Source organism: Elusimicrobiota bacterium (assembly GCA_041660925.1).
Classification (GTDB): Bacteria; Elusimicrobiota; Elusimicrobia; order UBA1565; family UBA1565; genus JBAZUV01.
Window position 1 is genome coordinate 93841 of the sequence record JBAZVI010000006.1, and the last position, 20434, is coordinate 114274.

The window sequence follows — 20434 nt, forward strand, 5'->3', positions numbered from 1 at the left end:
GGGACGCTACTTCCGCGCCTTGCCGAAGACGATGCGGCGGCCTTCCTCGACGAGAGCGTCGAGCGAGCGCTTATCGAAGGCCTCGGCGTAGAGGCGCACGACCGGCTCCGTCCCGGAGAGACGCATCCCGAGCCAGCGTCCGTCCTTGAGGACGAACTTGAACCCGTCGGTCTCGTCGATCCGCCAGACGGAGGCTCCGCCGATGACCGTCGGCGGCTTGAGCTTGAGCCGGTCGTTGAGGTCCTTGGCGAAGGCGAGGCTCTCGAGGTGGAAGTTGTGGCGCACGTTGAAGAACGACCCGTGCTTCTTATGCAGCGCATCCAGGATCTTCACGAGCGGCTTGCCCTCGCAGGCGACGAGCTCGGCCATGAGCAGACAGGCGAGCGGGCCGTCCTTCTCCGGCACATGGCCGATCATGGAGAGGCCGCCGGACTCCTCGCCGCCGAGCAGGAAGCCCCCGCCGCGCAGGAGGTCCCCGATGTACTTGAAGCCGACGGGCGTCTCCCGCACGCGCATGCCGTGGAACTTCGCGACGGCGTCGACGAAGTGAGAGGTCATGAGGCTGCGCGCGACGTTGCCCTTCATGCCCCGGTGCTCGATGAGGTGATAGAGCGCGAGCGCGAGCACGTCGTTGGGGGAGATCCAGACGCCTCCGGCGTCGAGGATGCCGAAGCGGTCGGCGTCGCCGTCGCAGGCGAGGCCGAGGTGGAGCTTCTTCTTCTTCACGAGCTCGACGAGCGGGCCGAGGATCTCCGGCGAAGGCTCGGAGGAATGTCCTCCGAAGAGCACGTCGCGGTCCTCGTGGAGGGCCGAGACCTCCACGCCGCACTCCTCGAGGAAGGGCCGCAGGTAGTTGCGCCCCGCGCCGTTGAGCGCGTCCACGCCGACCCGCAGGCGCGCCGCCTTCAGCCGCTTGAGGTCGAACATCCCGCGCAGCTTCTTGAAGTAGCCTTTCCGGAAGTCGGTCGGCACGATCCAGCCGTCGCGCAGCGCCTTGTCGTAGTTCATCGAGCGGATCGCGTGCTGCCCGAGCAGGGCGAGCCGGCGCTCGATGTCCTCGGTGACCGCCAGGGTGGCCGGTCCGCCCCAGTACGGGGTCCACTTGTAGCCGTTGTACTGCGCCGGGTTATGGCTGGCGGTGATGACGACCCCGCCGACCGCCTTGTGCTCGAGCACCGCCCAGGCGAGCGCGGGGGTCGGGGTGTCGGAATCCGCGAGGAAGACGCGGATGCCGGCCGCGGCGAAGACCTCGGCCGTCTCGCGGGCGAAGGTCTCCGACATGAAGCGCGTGTCGTAGCCGACGATGACGACCGGCGGCTGCGAGGTGCGTTCGGGGCCCGCGTACTGCCCGTATTCCGGGCTGATGAAGCCGAATTCGAGGTTCTCCTTCACGTGGCCGGCGATGATGTGCGTGAGACGACGCACGTTGTCGACCGTGAAGTCCTCGGCGAAGATGGCGCGCCAACCGGACGTCCCGAATTTGATGGACATGGCGCGAACGATATCAAATCGAACGGCCGCGTTCAACCCGCGCGCGCGAGTAATGTATCATGGGCGCTATGGACGCCGCCCCGGACCTGCTGATCGCCGGCTCGAGCCCGCTCGCCGCGGCGCTCTTCCGCCGCGCCGGAGAGCTGGGCCTGAAGGCCCTCTGGCTCGACGAGGACCCGGAGTCGGACGACTCCCCCCTCGAACTCCTGCTCTCGGGGGGACCCGAGAGCCTGCGCCGCGACCCGGCCCTCTGCGCCCTGCGGGCGAAGGCGCTCGACGGCCTCATCCGCCGCCACCCCGTCCTGCTGAGGCGCCGCGGGCTGCTCCTCCCGCTCGGACGCATCGGCGCGGAACGCGCCTGGCGCGCCTACGACCTCCTCGCCCCCCTGCGCCGCTCCGCTCCCGGACGGGTCCTCTCGGCCGACGAGGCGCGCGCCCGACTCCCCTCGCGCTCGGAGAGCGCGGGAGGCGGGCTCCTCCGATGGGAGGAGTGGGGGCTCGCGCCCGGAACGCTCGCGCGGACCTGGGCGGAGGAAGGGACGGCGCTGGGCGGACTCCGCCTCCCCGGAGCGCGCGCGAGAGAGTTCGAGCGCGCGCGAGGAAGGATCGCGGAAGTGCGCTGGAGCTCGCCGGACGGCCGCGGCGGCGCCGCCCGCCCGTCCGTCGTCGTCAACGCCGCCGGAGCCCGGGCCCTCTCCCTGGCGGAACGCGCGCGCTGCCGCCTCTTCGGCCTCGAGGTCCGCGCCGAGCACGGACTGCTCCTGCGCGCCTCGCCGGGCGAGGACGCCGTCCTGCTCGACGAACGGGAACCCCGCCTCGTTCTGGTCCCCTGCGAGGGGGGCTCCCTGCTGGGCCCCATCGCCGGGCCGCCCCGTTCCCGCGAGGCCGACGAGGCCGCGCTGTGGACTCTGAACCGGACGCTCCCGGGGCTCGGAGAGCCCGGCCCGGGAGCCCCGGTCGAGCTCGGCCGCGCGCGCGTACGCGGGACTTTCCTGCGCGGGCATGAGGACGACGGGGCCGCGAACCTGCTGACGGCGCTCGCCGACGACCCCCTTCTCGAGTGGGCCGCCGCCGAACGCGCCGCCGCGGCGGCGCTGCGGCTGCTCGGCCGTCGCCCGCCGGCCGCGACCCCCGGGGCGCCGCTCTGGGTCCGTGCCCTGGGCGCGCTCCCCCCCTTCCCCTCGAGGGTCGCCGGGCGCCTCCTGGACCTGGCGGCGCGGAAACGGTAATATCGCCAATATAGGCCCTTGGTCCTATTGCGCTATGGGACCTCTGGGCTTGCGCGCGCAAGGCCCCTCCCCTATACTATCGCGGGAAAGGCGTTATGCTCCGACTCATCGCCGCCGTACTTCTCGTCCCGGCCCTCGCGGGGGCGCAGGCCGTCGCGTCCGACCCCGAAGGGACCGCCTCCGAGCCGTCCTCCACCGGCATCACGCTCGGCTCCGGACTCACGGAAAACCGCCCGGGCCTCACCGCAGTGACGACCCCGGCCGGGGCGGAGCTCAAGCTCAAGTACGGGGTGGACGCCGAGAAGGTCCTCCCCACCCCGAAGCTCGACGCCGCGCTGACGGAGGCCCTCCCCCAGACCCCGGCCGCGGAGCCGACGGATTTCAAGGCGAAGATGATGAAGGACTCCTTCCTGCAGTCCTACCAGAAGGACGGGAACCTCGGCGCCAACGCGGCGAACTTCGCCGAGGGCGCCATGAAGATCGCCGCCGACCCGAAGGCCTACTTCGTGGACGGCAGCGGGAACAAGATCCCCCAGGACCAGGCCTTCAACCTCGCCGGCGTCGCCGGCTTCTGCAACGACACGATGTGCGTGCCCGCCAACCAGGGGCTGATGACCTCCTTCCAGCTCCTCAAGGGCGGGGACGCATCGACGCCGGACACCCCGCTGACGGGCCCCGCGGGGAAATATCCCACCTATAACGCCTGCATCGCCGCAGGGGAATGCATGGGCCCCCCCTCCCCGGAGCCCGACCCCGCGGTCTCGAAGGAATGCCCCGGCCCGGGAGGAGTGCCCTGCTCCCCGGAGCGCATCGCGGAGCTGAGCGCGCAGAAGAACTTCTGCCCCGCGCCCACCGAAGGCGGCAAGCCGCTCACCTCCCTCGGCGCGGCGTTCAACCTCGACTCCCCGGAGGTCCCGATCGCCGAGAAGGAGCAGGCGATCAGGGAATCGCTCCAGGCGAGCGCCGCCGAGACGGAGAAGGGCACGGTCTCCCAGCCCGAGACCCCCTCCTTCGGGAACGGGACCGGCGGTGGCCGGACGGCGGAGGCCGAGGGACAGGTGAGCGCCCCCATGGGGAAGGCCATGACTCTCACGGACCCCGGAGACCAGGACCGCTATACGAAGTCGGTGCTGGCGACCGTCGAGGGCGCCGCGGCCTTCAACCCCGACGATGTGCTCCCCGAAGGAAGCCGGGTCATGGACGCCCAGAAGTTCATCGAGGCCCAGCTCGGAGGCTCCGACACGCAGGGCCTCGCCGCGGGCGACAGCGCCATCCGCCAGGCCAGGACCCTCAAGGACGATGGGCATGTCGCCGTGAAGATCGGCGCGAGGGACGACAACATCGAGGGCCTCACGGAAACGGCCGGAAGAGTCACCAGCGGCAACGGCCTGTCCCCCCGCGTCGCCTGCGTGAAAGAGAAGCCGGGCATGTTGGGCTCCACCGAAGTCTCCCCCGACAAAGACGGCACCTGCTCCCCCGTTCCCCTCAACTGAGCCCGTCGTCGAACCCCCGGCGACGTTCATAGGCCCCGGGTCCTATTTCCTCATAGGCCCCTAGGGCTTCTCCGTCTGGGCCCTCCGACACTTTCCGCCGCCTCTCTCGCGGGCTATCCTGAGGACAGGAAAGGCAATGACCACGAAACTCCTCGCCGGACTGGCCCTCCTCGCGGTGACCTCCTTCGCCGCCGCCCAGGAGAAGCCCGCCGCCCCGGCACCCACCCGCGGGAAGTTCACCAACTGCATGTGGCCCAACCCCTGCGGCGCCACCGGGTCCGCGCCGATCCTCCCTCCGAAGAAGGATGAGGTGAAGGCCCCTCAGGCCGTGCCGAACCTCCCCCAGCCGCTGAAGGGCCGCACCGAGCTGGGAGACCCGCTCAACCAGAAGATCGTGGAAGGCCGCATCGTGGACGAGGAGAACGGCGGGGTCGTCTCCGCCCTCCGCGGCAAGGACGGGAGCATCGTCTACCAGGGAGAGCCCCTGCGCGACGCGGTGGGCTCCACCCTCGCTCTTCCGACCTCGACGATCCCCGCCAAGGCCAACGACGCCGTCTCCGCCCCCGCCGACAAGGACTGGAACAGCGTCGCGCTGAAGACCGTGTCGGCCGGCCAGGTCAACGGCATGCGCGCGGAACAGAAAGCCGTCAGCAAGGGCTCCTCCGAATCCCGCACCGGCGCCGCCGACCGGATGTGGGGCTCCGGCCGCAAGTAACCCCTCCGACCACCCCAGCCCCATACGCGCGCGGTCGTATTCCTGCGGGGAGTCCCGTCCCCACGGAGACGCGCGCCGCCGACGGATGGGGCTAGAACTTGACCTGGAGGGAGTACAGGTAGGAGTCTCCGAGTTCGCCCCTCGGGACCCAGGAGAAGTCCAGCTCGAGCTGACGGTAGCCGACCCCTCCGCCCAGGGAGACCCCTCCGAAGCCGTCGGCGTCCGTGTTCGAGCTGTTGTAGCCCGCGCGCAGGGAGCCGGAGAGGTCCTCGGCGAAGCGCCGGCGGTGCTCGAGCCCGAGCGAGCCGCCGAGGCGGTGGTCGCGCGGCGAGCGCAGATCGGCGGCGATGAGCCAGGCGTCCGCGGGGCGCCAGGCCGCGCCCGCGTAGAGGGCGAAGGGCAGGGGATCCGCGGCGTTGACGAAGCGGACCTTCCCTCCGAAGTTGCGCAGGCCCGCGGAGAGCGAGAGGCGGCCGGCCCGGTAGAGCCCGCCCGCGTCCACGGCGACGGCCGAGGCCCGGTACGCGTCGATGCGCTGCTCGATGCGCTTGAGCGTCAGCCCCCCGGAGAGCCGGGGTCCGAAGGCGTAGCCGTAGCCGAGCGCGTACGCGAAGTCGGCGGCGCCGAAGCTCCCCGTCGGCTCGTCGGTCTCGACGACCCCCCGCCGCTCGAGCCCCCCGACCGACAGGCTCGTCAGCGCCAGCGAGAGCACGCCGAACTCGCTGCGTTCGCGCTTGGACTCCGTCCACGAGAGCAGCGGGACGGCGGCCGCCGCGAACTCGTGCGCGATGCCCTGGAAACGCTGCTGATGCGAGGCGGCGACCTCGACGCGGCGCAGGCGCGCGAGGCCCGCCGGGTTGTAGTACGCCGCGTAGGCGTCCTCGCAGGCCGCGCTGTAGGCCTCGCCCATGCCCGTCGCCCGGGCGCCGGGAGCGACTTTGAGGAACTGGGCCGCGGAGGTCCCCCGGTCGGCGGGGCCTCCCAGGTCGCCGGCGCTCGCGCAGAGGGGCAGCAGCGCTCCCAGAGCCCCGAGAGCCCAGATCCGCGCGATGCGGCGAAGGGTCATCGTCCTCATTTGACCAGCGCCATCTTGAAGAACGCCGCCTTTTTGCCCACCTTGACCTGGGCGATGTAGACGCCGCTGGCGACCTCGCGCCCCGCGTCGTTGCGCCCGTCCCACGGCCGGTAATAGAACTGCCCCCCGGCGAGCGCTCCGAGCTCGATGCGCCGCACGCGTTCGCCGGCGACGTTGAAGATGTTCACGACGCCTTCGCCTCCGGAGTCCGGCGGGACCGCGATGCGCAGCATCGTGCCGCGCACCCCCAGGAACTCGCTCTGACCGACGTTGCCGTGGATCGGCGTCACGTCCTTGCTCCCGAGGTCGAAGGGGTTGGGGAAGTTGAAGGCGGTCAGGTCCCCTCCGGAATAGGCGCTGCCGGTGATGACGGCGACCCCGCTCTCGAAGAGGACGAAGGTCGAGAAGTGGTTGATGTTGATGGTGTACGTGCGGTTGGCGGCGTCGAGGACCGGCGCGGCGCCCGTGACGTCCTGCTGCAGGACGTAGGAGTTGGCCGCCGGGTTGTACCAATAGAGGTTGAGGCTCGAGACGTTCGCCGCGCTCGAGTACTGCACGGTCAGCTGGGCGGGGCGCGCGAGCGCCGTGCGCAGCCCCAGCGGAAGGAGGATCTCGTAGAACGCGCTCAGCGCCCGCACGCTCGGCGGCACGGCGGCCAGCGCGGCGCGCAGGCCCTCGGGATAGGCCGCGGCGCCATGAGCCGAGACCCGCGTCCCCGAGGCCCCGAGATTCGTGTCGGAACGCTGGATGGAGACCTGCACGGAGGAAGAGGAGTCGACGAAGAAGGCTCCCCGGGGCAGGCGCACGCGCGCGGGGTCGGCCTCGAGCGCGAGCGTGCCTCCGGTCGCGTTGGGGATGTTCGCCCGGTTGTAGCCGTCGACGCCCGCGTAGAAGGTGAAGGTCGCGACCTGCAGGTAGCCGGGGTCGGAGACGCTGAGGGTCTCCGGGTCGGGCTCGGCGCTGTAGCCCCGCAGGCGGATCGTGAAGCTGGACTCGCTCACCCCGGGACGGTAGGTCACGCTGACGCGGCGCCGGTCGGCGGAGATCTCGCCGTCGAGGAAGGAGCCCGCGGCGGCGACCGTCGCGACGAGCAGGGAGAGGTCCTCGTCGACGCCCGTGCGCGAGCGCAGCGGGGAGCTCAGCATGAAGTCGATGAGGAAGTCCCCTCCCGAGCGGCGGGACTTCGCGGAGACCAGGGGCCGCGAGGGCCGCAGGACGAGGTCGAGGGAGCGCTCCGTCGTCGTGTCGCTGAAGACCACGCTCCCCGCCTCGACGGGGACCGCGGTCTGTCCGTCGCGTCCCAGGAGGAGGATGCGATAGGGGGTGTTGCCCCGGAAGCCGCCGATGCGGTAGCCCGTGACGGCGCGCGTGTTGGGGTCCTGCGCGAGAGTCCCCGAGAGGACGTCGTCGGTCCCGGCCGTGGCGGCGAGGATGGAGACGACCTCGTCCTCGCCGATGACGCTGCCGTCGCTCTTGAGCAGGGACCCGGAGAGCGTCGCCCCCAGCCCGAGGGTCACGGTCCCGAGGTCCAGCGAGCCCGCGGAGAGGTTGACCGTGCGCGAGAGCGTCGCGAAGCCGAGCGCGGAGAAGACGACGCGGTAGACCCCGCTCGAGAGGCCGGGGACCGCGAAGAACCCGAGGTCGTCGGTGCGGACGGAGACGTCGGCGAGCGCCCCTTCGAGCGGGATCGCGCCCTGCTTCTGCACGTAGACGGCGGCCCCGGGGGCGGTGCCGTCGCCCAGGGACGCCTTCAGGGGCAGCCCGGCCGTCCCGACGACCCGTCCCGAGAGCGAATACGGCGCCGCCTGGAGCGAGAAGTCCACCGTCCCGGTGCTGACCAGGTCGACGGCGGCGGCGATCTTCTGCGCGTAGCCCGGCACGTAATCGCCCGGCTGTCCTTCCCCGCGCGGCGCGGCGACGACGTCGTAGAAGCGGACGGCGGGGTCCAGACCCTCGAGGGCGTAGCTGCCGTCGGAGGCCGAGGTCGTCTCCGGAGCGGCGCGCCGCGCGGTGGTCTGCCCGGGAACGCTCACCGTAGGCCGAGCGAGGACGCGGATGTTCGGCAGCGGGGCCCCCGTCGACGCGTCGCGCACCTTCCCCGCCAGCGCGAGGGAGGAGCGCAGGCGCAGCGTGCCGGCGTCCACCGACTGACCCTCGCGCACCTCGATGCCGGAGAGGGAATCTCCGACGAGGCTGAGGGCGCCGTCCGCGGAGCCGGCCGGGGCCGCGGCCTCCACGTCATAGAGGCCGGGCAGGACGCCGGGGATGAGGAACTGCCCGTTCGCGTCGATGGCGACGGCGCTGCAGGCCGAGCCGCCGCAGTCTTCGGACAGGGCGGGGAAATAGCCGCCGTCGACCCAGGGGACGGCGACGGCCTGGAGGCTCAGCCCGACCGGCAGGAGCGAGCGGTTGCCGGCGCCGACGAGGACGAACTCGCGCGTCCCGTCGGCCTTGCGGAGCTCCACGGCGACCCGCCCCCGGACGCTGCCGGCGAGCACGAGGGAGACCTGGAGGTCTTCCATGTCGGCCCCCCGGACGCGGACCGCTGCGGGTCGGGCGGCGTAGCCCCTCGGCCAGCCGGTGTCCTCGGCGGCCAGGGTGTAGTCCCCGTCGCCGACGCGCTCGAAGGAGAAGGAGGCGGAGCGCTCACCGTTGAACTGGGCGAGGATGCTGCGCGCCGTCCGTCCCGCGGAGTCGAGGAGGCGCACCGTGACCGGGCGGCCGGGCGCCACGGAGTAGGGGAGCGTGACGAGTCCGGAGACACGCGAGCCGACCCCGACCGGGACCTGGACGCTGGTCGGCCCCTTCACCTCGACGGTCCTGGAGGCGTCGGCGAGCTCCTCGCCGTCGTCCGCGCGGCCGTCGAGCTCGCGCGGGGTGCGCAGGAGATAGCTCCCGGCCGGGACGCCGTCGAAGCGGAAGGAGCCGTCGGCCCCCACCGCGGCGGCGTAGGCCAAGAGCGGCGGCGGGCCGTCCGCGCCGCCGGGCACCGCGTAGGCGGCGCAGGAGGCCGTGCTGAGCAGCAGCGGCCCCGGCGCGGGCCCGCCCCGCAGGTCGAGCGGGAGGAGCTCGACGTGGAAGCTCGAGAGGACCGTCGGGTGGCTGGAGGAGAGCAGGCAGTAGGCCGAGGAGCTCGACAGCGCCGTGATCCCGGCCGGCGAACTCGCGGACAGCGTGTAGCCGGCGGCCGACGGGAAGGAGACCGGTCCGGAGAGCGCGAGACTCCCGGTCACCGTGTAGGTCGCCGCGCTCAGGTCCAGGACCGCCGTCTCCGTCGAGCCGTTGACGAGCGGAAAATAGAGCTCCCGGCGCTGGCCTCCGGGTCCGTAGACGGCCTGGAAGCGGTAGAGCCCCGTCGCCATCGGCGGAGAGAGGAAGGTCATGCTCGAGCAGTGGAAGCTCTCCACGACGCCGTTGGTCCCGTTGAGCGCCGTGATGTCGGCCGCCGCCGGCAGGTCCGTCTGCGGTCCGCTCATGTAGATGCCCACCGCCTTGTAGTCCGCCGCGTTCCGGCAGCCGGAGGCCGGCGGGAGGACGAGCTGGAGGCGGACCCTCGAGGAGTTCGGAGCGAGGGAGACCGTCACGGGCGCGGCGCTCCCGGAGCCCGGGACCGTCGCCAGCTCGGGCGCGGGCGGGACCTTGTCGAAGCCCGCGAGCGCGGCCGTGACCCTCCAATCCCCCGCCTCCAGCCCCGTCAGCGAGAAGGTGGCCGCGGCGAGGACCGCGGAGGTGGCCAGGCGCACCGTCACGCCCGCGTGCGCGAAGGTCGCGGGGTCGTAGGCGTCGACGCGCACCGCGAAGCCGGGCAGCCCGTCGCTCCCGCCCAGGCCCCGCGTGTCGCCGGAGACGGAGACCGTTCCGCCGAGCACGCGGCCCCAGCCCAGCGGCAGGTCCGCGCCGCCGAGGCCCGTCGCGGGGTCGCCGACGTCGCCGGTCGAGAGGACGACGGTCGTCCCCGTGGAGAGCCAACCCGGAGAGACCGCCTGCACCGTCCAGGTCCCCGGGTCGAGGCCGTAGAGGGTGTAGGTCGCGCTGGTGGGCTGCACGGCCCCGGCCGGCGGCGGTATGTAGACCGAGGCGTAGGCGCCGGGAGAGCGTCCCCCCTGGGGGATGGCCTGCACCGAGATCCAGGCCCCGGCGGGCGCCGTCGAAGGGAGGACCGCGCGGCCCGAGACGTTCAGGCGCCGCGGCATGACCAGGTTGAGGTCGCTGCGGCCGCCGTCGGCGAGGTCGACGGCGTAGTAGGTCGTGGTGATGCCGACCTGGAAGAGGGAGACGTCCAGGTCGTAGCGTCCCGCCGGCAGGGCGAGCGCCGTCCAGGTGCTCGCGGAGCGGCCGGTCGCCTGCGTCCCGTCGTCGGAGACGGCGCTCCCCGAGGAGTAGTGCAGCGTCCCGAAGGCCTGCCCGCTGAAGCCCGCGTCGTGCGCGTAGACGCTGCCCCAGAACTCGTAGGGGGCCGGCAGCGGGATGGTGACGCTCATGCGGATGAACGACGGAGAGGGGAGCGCGAGCGTTCCGAGGTCCGTGCCCGGCGCGCTCGCGACCGCGCCGGAAGCCGTCGTGCTCAGGTACACGCCCTGGCCGAGCGCCGTGGCGAGGGTGGAGGCCGTGACGTTGTACCGACCGCCCGCGCTGAGGCCGTAGACGACGAAGTAGCCGGTGGAGCTCGCGACGGCGAAGGCGCCCGGGCCGGCGCCGGGACCCTCCGCGCGAACGAAGGCGTCCGCGCCGGCGCTGCCGAGACGCCCGCGGATGGAGGCGGTGACGGGGACGCGGACCTCGAGGACGCGGGCGTCGGCGCCGGCCGCGCGCAAGCGGAGGTAGTAGCGGCCGGGGTCGGCGTAGCGGCAGAGGACGCCCGGAGGGCAGACGACCCCGTTCCAGGGCACGGTCTGCGCCGCGGCGGCGCCCATCCCGCTGGCGGCGAGCAGGGGAGGATGATAGGAGGACGGGTCGGTCGAGAGGACCAGGTCCCAGGGGACGCGCGAGTCGGCGAGCGTGAAGCGCACGTACGCCATGGCTCCGGTGACGCCGACCTGCAGGAGCGCGCTCGTCGCTCCCGGCAGGAGGGTCCCGGTGTCGATGGAGACTCCCGCGAAGGTCGCGGAGCTGGCGAGGAGCGTGACGTAGCGCGCGGCCTCGGCCGTCGCGTTGAGGACGGTGGCCGTGGCGCGGACGACTTCGCCCGAGAGGCCCGTCGTGGAGGTGTAGTAGTAGAAGGGCTGGGAGCTGTCGTCTCCGGGGGCGATGAAGGCGCCCAGCGTCGGGACGGCTCCGACGAGGAAGAACTGGGCGCTATCGTCGACGGCGAAGCCGCCGGCGTTCTGGACGCCGGCCATGAGCCCCGCGTTGATGGTCGCGGTCGCGGTCGCGGGGTTCCCGCAGAGGTCCGTGACGCGCAGCTGCATCGTCGGGGAGGTCTGCAAGGGGCCGAGCGCCACCGGCTCATAGGAGGTGAAGCTCAGCAGTCGGGCGGGGCCGCTCGTGATGTAGATGCTCGGGGAGAGCGCGACCGGGAGCAGCGCGCCGCCCGCACCGCCCTGCGTGCGGAGCTCGAAGAGCTGGGGCCCGGTCCCCGGGCCGGAGGGCGGGTAGCCGTTGTAGACGAAACGGATCTGTTCGCCCGACTTGAAGCCGTTGGGGGCGCCGTCTTTGACCCGGACGACGACCCAGTTGGAGCCGAGCGTCGTGCTGGCGATGCTGGGAGGATTCACGAGGATCTCGCTGGAGCCGGCGACGGTCCAGGCCAGAGAGGTCGAGAGGATCGTGACGAACCCGAGGTCCGGATCCGTCTTCGGGGTGTAGCCGGCCAGCGGAGTCCAGCCCTCGGGGATGTGGAGGGCGACCATGCCTCCCGGGCCGATGCCGTCGTTGCCGGTCCCGAAGGTGACCGTGGCGGTGCTCAGGGCGGTGCAGGCGGCGGTGGCCACGGGGGTGATGAAGCCGCCGCCCTGGCCGTCGCCGGCGCCGAAGACCAGCCTGCTCGTGCTGAAGGTGAAGGTGGATTCGTGGTTGGCGAGCAGGCCCGTCGGGTTCGAGGAGCGCACGACCGCGTAATAGGAGGTTCCCTCCGTCAGCTTCTCATCGCTGAACGGGATGCTCCAGATGACGCTCTTCCCGTTGGGCGGTGAGAGCGTGGATTTCCCGAAGACCGGCGTCGCCGAGTCGAAGGCCCCGGAGGTCCAGTCATAGAAGAGCATCGCGACGTTGTCGCGGAAGGCGACGTCGACGCGCGCGATGGCGACGTCGTCGGCGGCGGTCCCCGCGATGCGCCCGCCGAGGGTCGGGACGAAGGCCCCCGGAGGGATGGAGATCCGCACCGTCGGGCTCGTGAAGTTGAAGGAGAAGATCGAGAAGGTCGAGCTCACGTTGGAGAACTTCGTCCCGTCGGTGGCGTCGTAGGCCCGCATCGAGTAGACGCCGGTCGAGTAGACGATGGCGCCGCCGAGGGTCGCGACGCCGGCGGAGAGCGCCTGCGGGGCCGGAAGCGTCTTCGAGGAGGCGGAGAGCGAGTCCACGGCGACGACGTGGGCCGGCGCGGCGTCGATCCGGTTGTAGAAGCGGTCCACGGCGCGGATGAGGACCGCGAAGGGGACGCCGGAGGTCTGGACGTCGGCGACGCTGGTCTTGCCGCTCGGGGAGCCCGGCAGGGCGTCCTCGCCGACGAGCAGGATCTGGAGCCGGTCGAAGGCGGTCGGCTGCACGCTGAGCGTCGACATGGCGATGCCGAAGGTCTGGGCGCCGGAGGCGCTGAGCGTCGTGGTTCGCGGGTTGGGCTCCGCGCGGCGCAGCACCACGTCGTAGGTGGTCGTGCCGTTGACGAGGGTCCGCACCCCCAGGCCCGTGGCGAAGATGTCGCTCGACCCGATGCTCACCGGGGCGCTGTAGTTGCGCACCATGCCGAAAGCGTCGGAGACCGCCTGGACGGTCACGGTGAAGGTCGACCCGGCGGTCTGGAGGTCGGGGGGGCCGCTCTTCCCGGACCATTCCGTGAAGGTCTCTCCGGGAGCGACGACGACGAGCTTGGGCAGGAAGTTCCAGTTGACGTTCTCCCCCCCGTCGATCGTGAGACCGTCGTTGGCCTGTACCGTGGCGCCGGTGGGGGCGCTCGAGTAGGAGACGTCGACGCTGCTCACCGTCGAGACCGAGACGACCTGGAGGTTCCAGCGGGCGCCCGGCGCGCTGCAGCGCAGGCGCAGGCGCGTCGTCGGAGCGCCGCCGTTCGCGCGGAAGTCATAGATGCGGTGCATCCCGGAGGGGACGAAGTAGACGAGGCCGCTGGGCCGGTCGGCGGTGAAGACCGCGGCGTCGAACTGGGAGGCGAAGGCCATCGTGGTCACCGAGACCTGGAGGCCGTTGAAGACCGGGTGGTTGGCGTCGGTGAAGGTCTGCCGCGTGAAGGCCGCCGGGTTGACGAAGGCCACCGTGCTCGCCGCGGCTTCGAAGAGGGCCAAGCCGCCGACCCAGTTGCGATAGAGGTCGATGCGCGCGACGCCCCCGTTGAGGGTCCCGGCGGTCATCACCAGGTCGTCGTAGAGCGTGAGGCCCGCCCCCGCGACGCGCACGACGCTCGCGGAGGCGACCTCGTAGCGCCAGAGCTTGTCGCCGGCGCGCAGCTCCAGGCGCTGCTCGACGGGACCCGTCATGCGCAGAGTCGAGGTCGTGTCCGCCGTGAGGTCGACGACGCCGCCGCTGTTGACGAAGTCCCCCTGGACCTCGATGGTCGGCGTGAAGCTCGAGCGCAGGGTCCCTTTCTCGAGGATGAGGTGCCCCGTGACCTGGACCGTCGAGAGCTTGAAGGAGTCGGTGACGCTCGCGGGGCTGAAGCGGAGGTTGCGCAGCGGACCGGTGGAGATGGACATCGCGCGGTCCGTGCCTCCGCCCTCGAAGACGATCCAGGAGGCGGCGTTGGAGAGGTACTTCGTCCCGGTCGGGGCGAAAAGCAGGTCCGAGGCGCCGCGGAGCGTGATCGTGCTCGAAAGGGCGCTGAGGAGCGCGCCGGAGAGCACGCTGAGGTTCCCGTCGCCGATGTTCAGGGCGCCCAAAAGCGTCGCGCGAGTGGACAAGAGGACCTGGGCGCTGACCGTGCTCCCGGCCGAGACGTAGATCGGGCTGGACCACTTCACGACGTGCCCCGCGGAACCGACGTAGTCGGCGCCCGCCGTGTCCCAGAGCGCGCTCGAGCCGTAGAGGTTGAAGACGCCCGCTCCGCCGTCGAAGCGCGTCCCGGGCGACACCGTGAAGTTCCGCCGCAGCGCCACGGTGCTCGCGAGCAGGACGCCCGCGCCCGTGTTCGCCGCGACGAGGCTGTCGAGCGCGTCGCCGGCGCGCAGGGCGAGGGTCTGCAGGGCGGTCCCGTTGAGGGTCACGGTGGAAGCGTTGGCCGCCGTGGACGAGGAGCCCAGGTTGCGGAAATCGCCGCCGACATGCACGGACATCGTCGAGAAGTCCAGGATCCCGCGCGCGACGATGAGGTTCCCTTCGACGCTGACGGAGCTGACCAGCCGCACGGACAGGGCGTTCGAAGAGATGAAGTTCTGGAACGAGGTCCCCGGCAGCAGCGAGACCGTCTGGACCGCGCTGCCGTCGAAGACGAGCGTGCTGCCCGCCACCGACAGCGTCCCTCCCATCTGCGTAAAGTGCCCCCGGACGCTGTGTGAGAGCCCGTCGAGGTCGAGGGTTCCGGTGGAGAGCGTCAGGTTCCCGGTGACCGTCACGGGGACGCGCAGGAGGAGACTCCCCGCGGCCTTGGCCAACTGGAGGTTCGGAAGACTCCCTCCCGCGTAGTAGTTCTGGTCGCCGCTCGCCGCGATGAACGAAAGCGTGCTCCCCGGCGCGTTGAAGGTCCCGTAGTTCTGCCAGTCCCCGTAGACATTGAGGCGTACCGCCGCGCCGTTGAGCGAGGTGCCGGTGTCGACGAGGACCTGTCCGACGACGCTCATCGAGGAGCCCCCCGGGATGAGGGCGCCGAAGGGGTTGCTGATGCGCAGGTCGCTGAGCCTCGGGAGCGACAGGGTCTGCAGCTGCGAGCCGCCGAGGAGCGTGAGATGTCCGGCGGCGAAGTCGATCTTGCCCAGCGCGGTGAGGCTCCCGCTGCTCCAGAACACCGTGGGGGACGGGAAGCTGATGGTGGACCCGGCCTGGGCGGTGATGTTGCCGCGCAGCGCGAGGTCGCTGACCACCGTCACCTGGGCGCCGGCGAGCGCGTTGAAATGATAGAGCGTCGAGCCGGTGAGAAGCGTCGCGGTCTGCGGCACGGGCCCCGTGAAGGTGACGCTGCCGCTGTTGAGGTCGAAGCGCCCTCCGGTCTGCTGGAGGTCGCCGCCCAGCAGCAGCGGGAGGTTCGCGTTCATCGTCACCGTCCCGTTCTGGACGAGGAAGCGCCCGCTGACCGTCATGTTCGTCGTCACGCGGAGGTTCCCTGCGTACGAGGGCCTCAGGGTCACGGATCCGACCGTGACCGCCGGCGGGACGTCCCAGAAGCAGCCGTACGTCGGGTTCGTGGAGCCGAAGACGACGTGTTCGCCGCTCTGGGGGCTGATGTAGCCGCTCCAGTTGAGGGTGTTCCGGCAGGTCGAGCCTTCGCCCGCGTCGCCGGTCCAGATCTTGGGCTCCATGACGACGAGCCCCGGTCCCGTCGGCGCCGTGCCGAAGCCGGCGCCCGTTCCGCCGTTGCCGGACGCCGAGGAGATGCGCACGCGGGCGTAGTTCTCGCCGGTGACGCGGACGGCCACGCGCCCGCCGGAGCCGCCCCCGCCGCCGAAGTTCGTCCCGTTGGCGCCGTTGCCTCCCAGGACGGTCATGGTCCCTGTCCCGAGGAGGTAGGAGGTCTTCACGTTGATGGTGCCGCCGGCGCCGCCGCCGCCGCCGCCGAGACAGCCGGTCGTCCCCGAGTTCCCGTCGGCGGCGATGTAGCCGTTGAGCGTCGCCGAGGTCGCATCGATGCGCACGACTCCGCCCCCGGCGCCCCCGTAGCAGGGCGCCAGCGCGCCGCCGCCGCCGCTGCCGTGGTCGTAGGGGTCGAAGAGGTCGTCGTAGAGGTTGCCTCCGGTGTGCCCGCTTCCGTAGCCGATGCCGCCGTACTGCGCGTGCCCGCCGCCGTCGGCGCCGTTGGTCGTGCCGAACCCGGAGCCGGGTCCCGAGCCCGACTGGACGGCGAAGCCGCCGCCGTAGCCCTTCCCGCTCACCGAGACCGTCGAGCCCAGCTGCATGACGAAGACGTCGGCCTGGATGCGCACCGTGGCGCTGGAGAGCGCCAGAGGCCCGGTATGCGTGACGAGCCCGCCGTTCTCGACGGTGAGGTTCGCGACCGAGACGGGCGCGGTCGTCTCGAAGAGGAGGGTCGCCTTGTTGCGGACGTTCATCGTCGGCGTCGCGATGATCCCCGTCGAAAGGCGGAGCGTGGCCGCCGACGCGCCGCTGCCGAGGTTCAGCAGGTTCACGCTGATCGCCGGAGAGCTCGCGTCGACGTAGACGCTCCCCGAGGGGATGAGGACGTCGTCGGCAGGCCCGGGCGTCCCGCTGGGCGTCCAGTTGTCCGGGGTGTACCAGTTGATGTCGCCGGCCGCGCCGTTCCACAGATAGAACGTCGCCCGCGCACTCGAAGGGAGGGCGAGCAGCGTGAGTGCTGCGACCGCGGCATATCGCCCCATTCGGCCGAGCGCGTTTGTCCAGGCGAGACGAGGAGCGAGAAGCGAGCATGCTCTCCGCATGTGAGCGCCGAGCGACGCGGTCACAGCCCAAACGCGCTCGGCCCCGATCCTGGGAGTCTCGCGGGACATCGCCGCGAGACTATGCAGGATGGGGAGGCCCGGACCTGGCCGGCTGCGTCGTTGCTCCTCACTCACATAGTTACCCACTATGCTCGCTCGTCGCGCCTAGCCCCCGGCACACCCCCGGGCCTCCGAATGGGGCGATATGCCGCGGTCTCAGCACTGGCAGAACGGCGAGGCGGCTATTCCTCATGGCTGGACATGAACCTCCTCCTCTCGGCGGTCTTCTTCATCTCGTCGGCGAAGCCGGGGTTCTGGCGGAGCACCGACTGGAAGTCCGCCGCCAGGAGCACGAAGAAGCGGCTCTCCTCCTCGCAGCGGATCGTGGCCGTCCGTTTGTCCTTCGCGAGCAGGGCCATCTCGCCGAAGAAGTCTCCGGCCTTGAGCTCCGCGACCGACTTCGAGAAGAGGAAGCCCTTCCTCACCCGCACGCTCACCCGTCCCGCGCGGAGGATGTAGAGGGCGTCGCCGACGTCTCCCTGAGAGAACACCGTCGTCCCCTTCACCCCGCGGTAGAGCATGATGTAGGGGAGGATCTTCTCCAGCTGCCCGATCGTGAGCGCCGCGAAGAAGTCCACCCGGCGCAGCGCCCGCGCGAGCTCCCCGTAGTCCTCCGGCGTCATCGTCACCTTCTCCATATCCCCCCCGTGCGCTCAATATTCGTACTGCAGACCGAACAGATAGTCCGTGGCGGCGTAATCGTAGCGGTAGAACTGGGCGTAGCCGTAGTTCGAGGTCGTCCGGCCGTGCTCGAGCTCGAAGAGGAGCGCGAAGTGCGGCGCCATCGGATAGCGCAGGTCCGCGCCGAGCGACCAGGTGTTCTGGCGGAGCGTCTCGCCCTGATAGGTCCCGGAGGCGTCCTGCACGGACCGATGCGGATACGTCCGGCGCGAGAGCGCCAGCGAGAGCGCGGCGCTCACCGGCTGACGCTCGTCGCCCCAGTCGATGCGGACGGAGCCGCCGACGCCGACCTGCAGGTAGTTGTAGTACTGCGAGAGGAAGCGCGTGCGCCGGGCGTCGTAGGAGTTCTGGTTCGAGATGAGGCTGGCCGCGCTCAGGCTCCCCGCCAGGACCGCGCGCAGGTCGAGCCCCAGCTCGACGGGAGAGCGCAGGCTCGCGGAGAGGTCCGTGCGGTAGTCCGCGCGCTTGTCGGTGGAAAAGAGGCCGCTCTCCTCGACGATGGGCTGGCGCGGGTAGAGGGTCTGCGTCTCCCGCACGGAGAGCTGGGCGCTCGAGGCGTCGCCGAAGGGCAGGTCGAACGCGGCCCCGAGCATGTTGGCGTAGGTGTCGAGGACCCGGTCGCCCGCCAGTTCCCGGGAGAGGGGCTGTCCGGTGAAATCGCCGGCGGTCTGGGATTCGAGCGACCGGTAGTTCGGGAAGAAGGTGTACGCGTAGTCGTAGGTGAGCCGCAGGGAGAAGGGGTCGCGGTAGACGTATTCGGCCTCCGCCCCGGCCTCGAGGGCCTGGTAGTCGAAGAGTCCTCGGGTCCAGCGCTCGTCGGTCGTCTCCTTGAGCAGCTCCATGCGGCAGCCGAGGCCGGCCTTCCAGCGCCAGAGGGACCCCTCGGGAGAGTGCACGGCCTTCAGGGAGACGCGGTGGTCCATCTGCTCCTGGAAGAGGGTCCCGGCTCCCAGGAGGTCCACGACCCGGCGCGTGCCCTGGTAGGCGCTCGAGAAGGTCGGCAGGAGCGCCCAGCGCCCGTTGAAGCGGACGGCGGGAGCGGCGAGGAAGGAGAGGTTGCCGGCGAGCGCTCCGCGCTCGCTCCCGACGAAATGCTGGCCCCCGAGCAGCTGGGCCCGGATGATCGGCTCGACCTCCGCCGCCCCCGCGGGGACGGCGGCGCCGAGCAGGGCGGCGAGGAGGAGGTTCCTCACTGGATGAGCCCCGACTGGATGAGGATCTTCGGCTCCACCACGAGGTCGATCTTGCGCCCCGAGAACTCGGTGGCCGTGACGACCTGCTCGTAGTTGTAATCGAGCAGACGCGACCGGAACGAGGCGCCGGAGAGCCCTTCGAAGACCGAGCTGCGCGCGACGACCCCCTGGTCGTCGATGATGTAGTTGTCCCAGGAGATGGAGGAGCCGTCGGAGTACGACTCGTAGACGCGCTGATGGACCCGGTCGGCGTTGGGGAAGGTCGTGTTGACCGTGCGCAGGGAGAGCGAGCCGCTGTCGTCGAGATACGCGTTCGCCGAGGTCAGCGCGGCGCCGGTGAGGGGGTCGTTGGAGCTGGCGGAGACGGCCTCGGCGTAGGAGCCGATGTCCGTGCCCGACCACCCGTACTTGAGCTTGCCGTTGAGGTAGAACCCGTAGCGGTCGAAGAGGGTCTGCCAGACGGAGTGCCCCTCGGCGTCGAGGTAGCGGTCGTGTTCCGCGTCGAAGAACTGCGCGACGTCGTCGGTGAGCTCGGCGTTGTTGTTGACGTCGACGAGATGCCCCCCGGACGCCGTCTCGCGCAGGGAGTCGAGCGTGTTCGAGCGCCCGGTCTCGAAGCCGGTCAAAAAGTAGTCCGGCGCCGCGTCGAGTCCTCCGGGGAGCTGGCGCAGGGCGAGGCTCAGGTCCGTCGGCAGGGAGCGGTTGAAGGTCCCGAGGAAGTAGAAGTAGTCGAAGCGGGTGGGCCGCGAGTTCAGGACGACGAGCTTGAACTGGTCCGGACGCGGGCGCAGGATGTACTCCTCGACGCGCACGCGCTGGCCGTTGACGTCGAGCAGGGCCTTCCCCTGCTGGTACTCGGCGAGCCGCGCCTCCTGCGCGGCCGCCGCGAGGACCTGCTCGCGGCTCATGTCGAGAGCGACCTCGCGGCGCATCTGCGCGTGGAACGCCCCGCGCAGGGCTTCCCGCTGCGACGGCGAGCGTTCCTGCGCGCCCATCCCGCGCAGGTCCACGCCGATGCGCTCGCCGGGGTGCAGGAGGATCTGGCGTCCGCGATTGTCCTCGACGCCGAGCAGGCCCTTGAAGAGGTCGACGGTGGTGCGCCCGCCGGCGGCGACCGAGACCTGGAACTCGGTCCCGCGCACGGAGCAGACGGCGGTCGGGGAGCGCACCTCGAAGCGGCGCGAGAACTGCCGCTGGACCCAGGCCCGCAGGCGTCCCATGCGCAGGCGCATGGCCGAGCGATTGGGCCCGGAATCCTCGAGGATGAAGACGGTGTCCGGCCCGAGCTCGATGCGCGAGTCGTCGGCGAAGACGATGGTCGTGCGCGCTTTGGCCCCGGTGCGGACCTGGTCGCCGTCGGCGAGGCGCACGGGGAGCCGCTCCACGTTGAGCCAGAGGCCGACGCCCGAGCGGGTCTGGACGACCCCGGTGGCCGCGCGCAGCACCGCTTCGGCGAAGGCCGAGGCCGGCAGGGCCAGGAGGAACAGGACCGGCAGGAGCAGCCGGCGGCTCATGGCCGGCGCTCCTCCCGGTCGACGGGGAAGGCGGTAGGTTTCTGCGTCATGGCTACGGTAGCCGGACGTCCCCTGTATGGGATCCTGGCTTTGCGCCCCTCGCCTTGCGGCGGGGTTTGCCTTTTTCGCGCCCTTATTCATAATTATGAGCTTTAAACGCCCCAAAACAAGCTTCCGAGGAGGTGATTTCGGTCACCCCTCTCGGCGTCTGTCCCTATAGGGTAATGCGCGCACGCGTTCAATTCATGAAGAAAAGATGAAGCCGTAATGG

At 71.0% G+C, this 20434-nt stretch carries 9 protein-coding genes and 1 riboswitch; of the genes, 3 read left to right on the forward strand and 6 right to left on the reverse strand.

Annotated elements, in window-relative coordinates:
• Positions 1–6: 6 nt before the first annotated feature.
• On the reverse strand, positions 7–1491 hold the full coding sequence (locus WC969_09815) for a phosphoglucomutase/phosphomannomutase family protein (GenBank protein ID MFA6030139.1): 1485 nt from the start codon (positions 1489–1491) through the stop codon (positions 7–9).
• 68 nt (positions 1492–1559) lie between these two features.
• Between WC969_09815 and WC969_09820 the strand changes: the two genes are divergently transcribed.
• The 3 genes from WC969_09820 to WC969_09830 all read left to right on the forward strand — a co-directional run bounded on the left by WC969_09820 (position 1560) and on the right by WC969_09830 (position 4928).
• A complete protein-coding gene (locus WC969_09820) occupies positions 1560–2720 on the forward strand; it encodes a hypothetical protein (protein ID MFA6030140.1) in 1161 nt (386 codons plus the stop codon).
• A 95-nt stretch (positions 2721–2815) separates the two neighbouring features.
• Positions 2816–4213 carry a hypothetical protein gene (locus WC969_09825; protein ID MFA6030141.1) on the forward strand — a complete coding sequence of 466 codons (1398 nt, stop codon included), beginning with the start codon at positions 2816–2818 and terminating at the stop codon, positions 4211–4213.
• A 136-nt stretch (positions 4214–4349) separates the two neighbouring features.
• Complete coding sequence (locus WC969_09830) at positions 4350–4928, forward strand: hypothetical protein (GenBank protein MFA6030142.1); 579 nt, start codon at positions 4350–4352, stop codon at positions 4926–4928.
• A gap of 91 nt (positions 4929–5019) precedes the next feature.
• Here the strand turns inward: WC969_09830 and WC969_09835 are convergent, their stop codons facing one another.
• From WC969_09835 to WC969_09855, 5 genes are all read right to left on the reverse strand, one after another.
• On the reverse strand, positions 5020–6003 hold the full coding sequence (locus tag WC969_09835) for a PorV/PorQ family protein (GenBank protein ID MFA6030143.1): 984 nt from the start codon (positions 6001–6003) through the stop codon (positions 5020–5022).
• Entirely contained in the window at positions 6000–16655 is a 10656-nt protein-coding gene (locus WC969_09840; GenBank protein ID MFA6030144.1) for a carboxypeptidase regulatory-like domain-containing protein, read from the reverse strand. The genes WC969_09835 and WC969_09840 overlap by 4 nt, the downstream gene beginning before the upstream one ends.
• A gap of 302 nt (positions 16656–16957) precedes the next feature.
• Positions 16958–17413: a cyclic nucleotide-binding domain-containing protein gene (locus WC969_09845; GenBank protein MFA6030145.1), complete on the reverse strand. Its 456-nt coding sequence runs from the start codon at positions 17411–17413 to the stop codon at positions 16958–16960.
• 15 nt (positions 17414–17428) lie between these two features.
• Positions 17429–18649: a hypothetical protein gene (locus tag WC969_09850; protein MFA6030146.1), complete on the reverse strand. Its 1221-nt coding sequence runs from the start codon at positions 18647–18649 to the stop codon at positions 17429–17431.
• Entirely contained in the window at positions 18646–20163 is a 1518-nt protein-coding gene (locus WC969_09855) for a FecR family protein (protein MFA6030147.1), read from the reverse strand. The genes WC969_09850 and WC969_09855 overlap by 4 nt, the downstream gene beginning before the upstream one ends.
• 53 nt (positions 20164–20216) lie before the next feature.
• A riboswitch (cyclic di-GMP riboswitch) is annotated at positions 20217–20294 on the reverse strand.
• Positions 20295–20434: the final 140 nt, after the last annotated feature.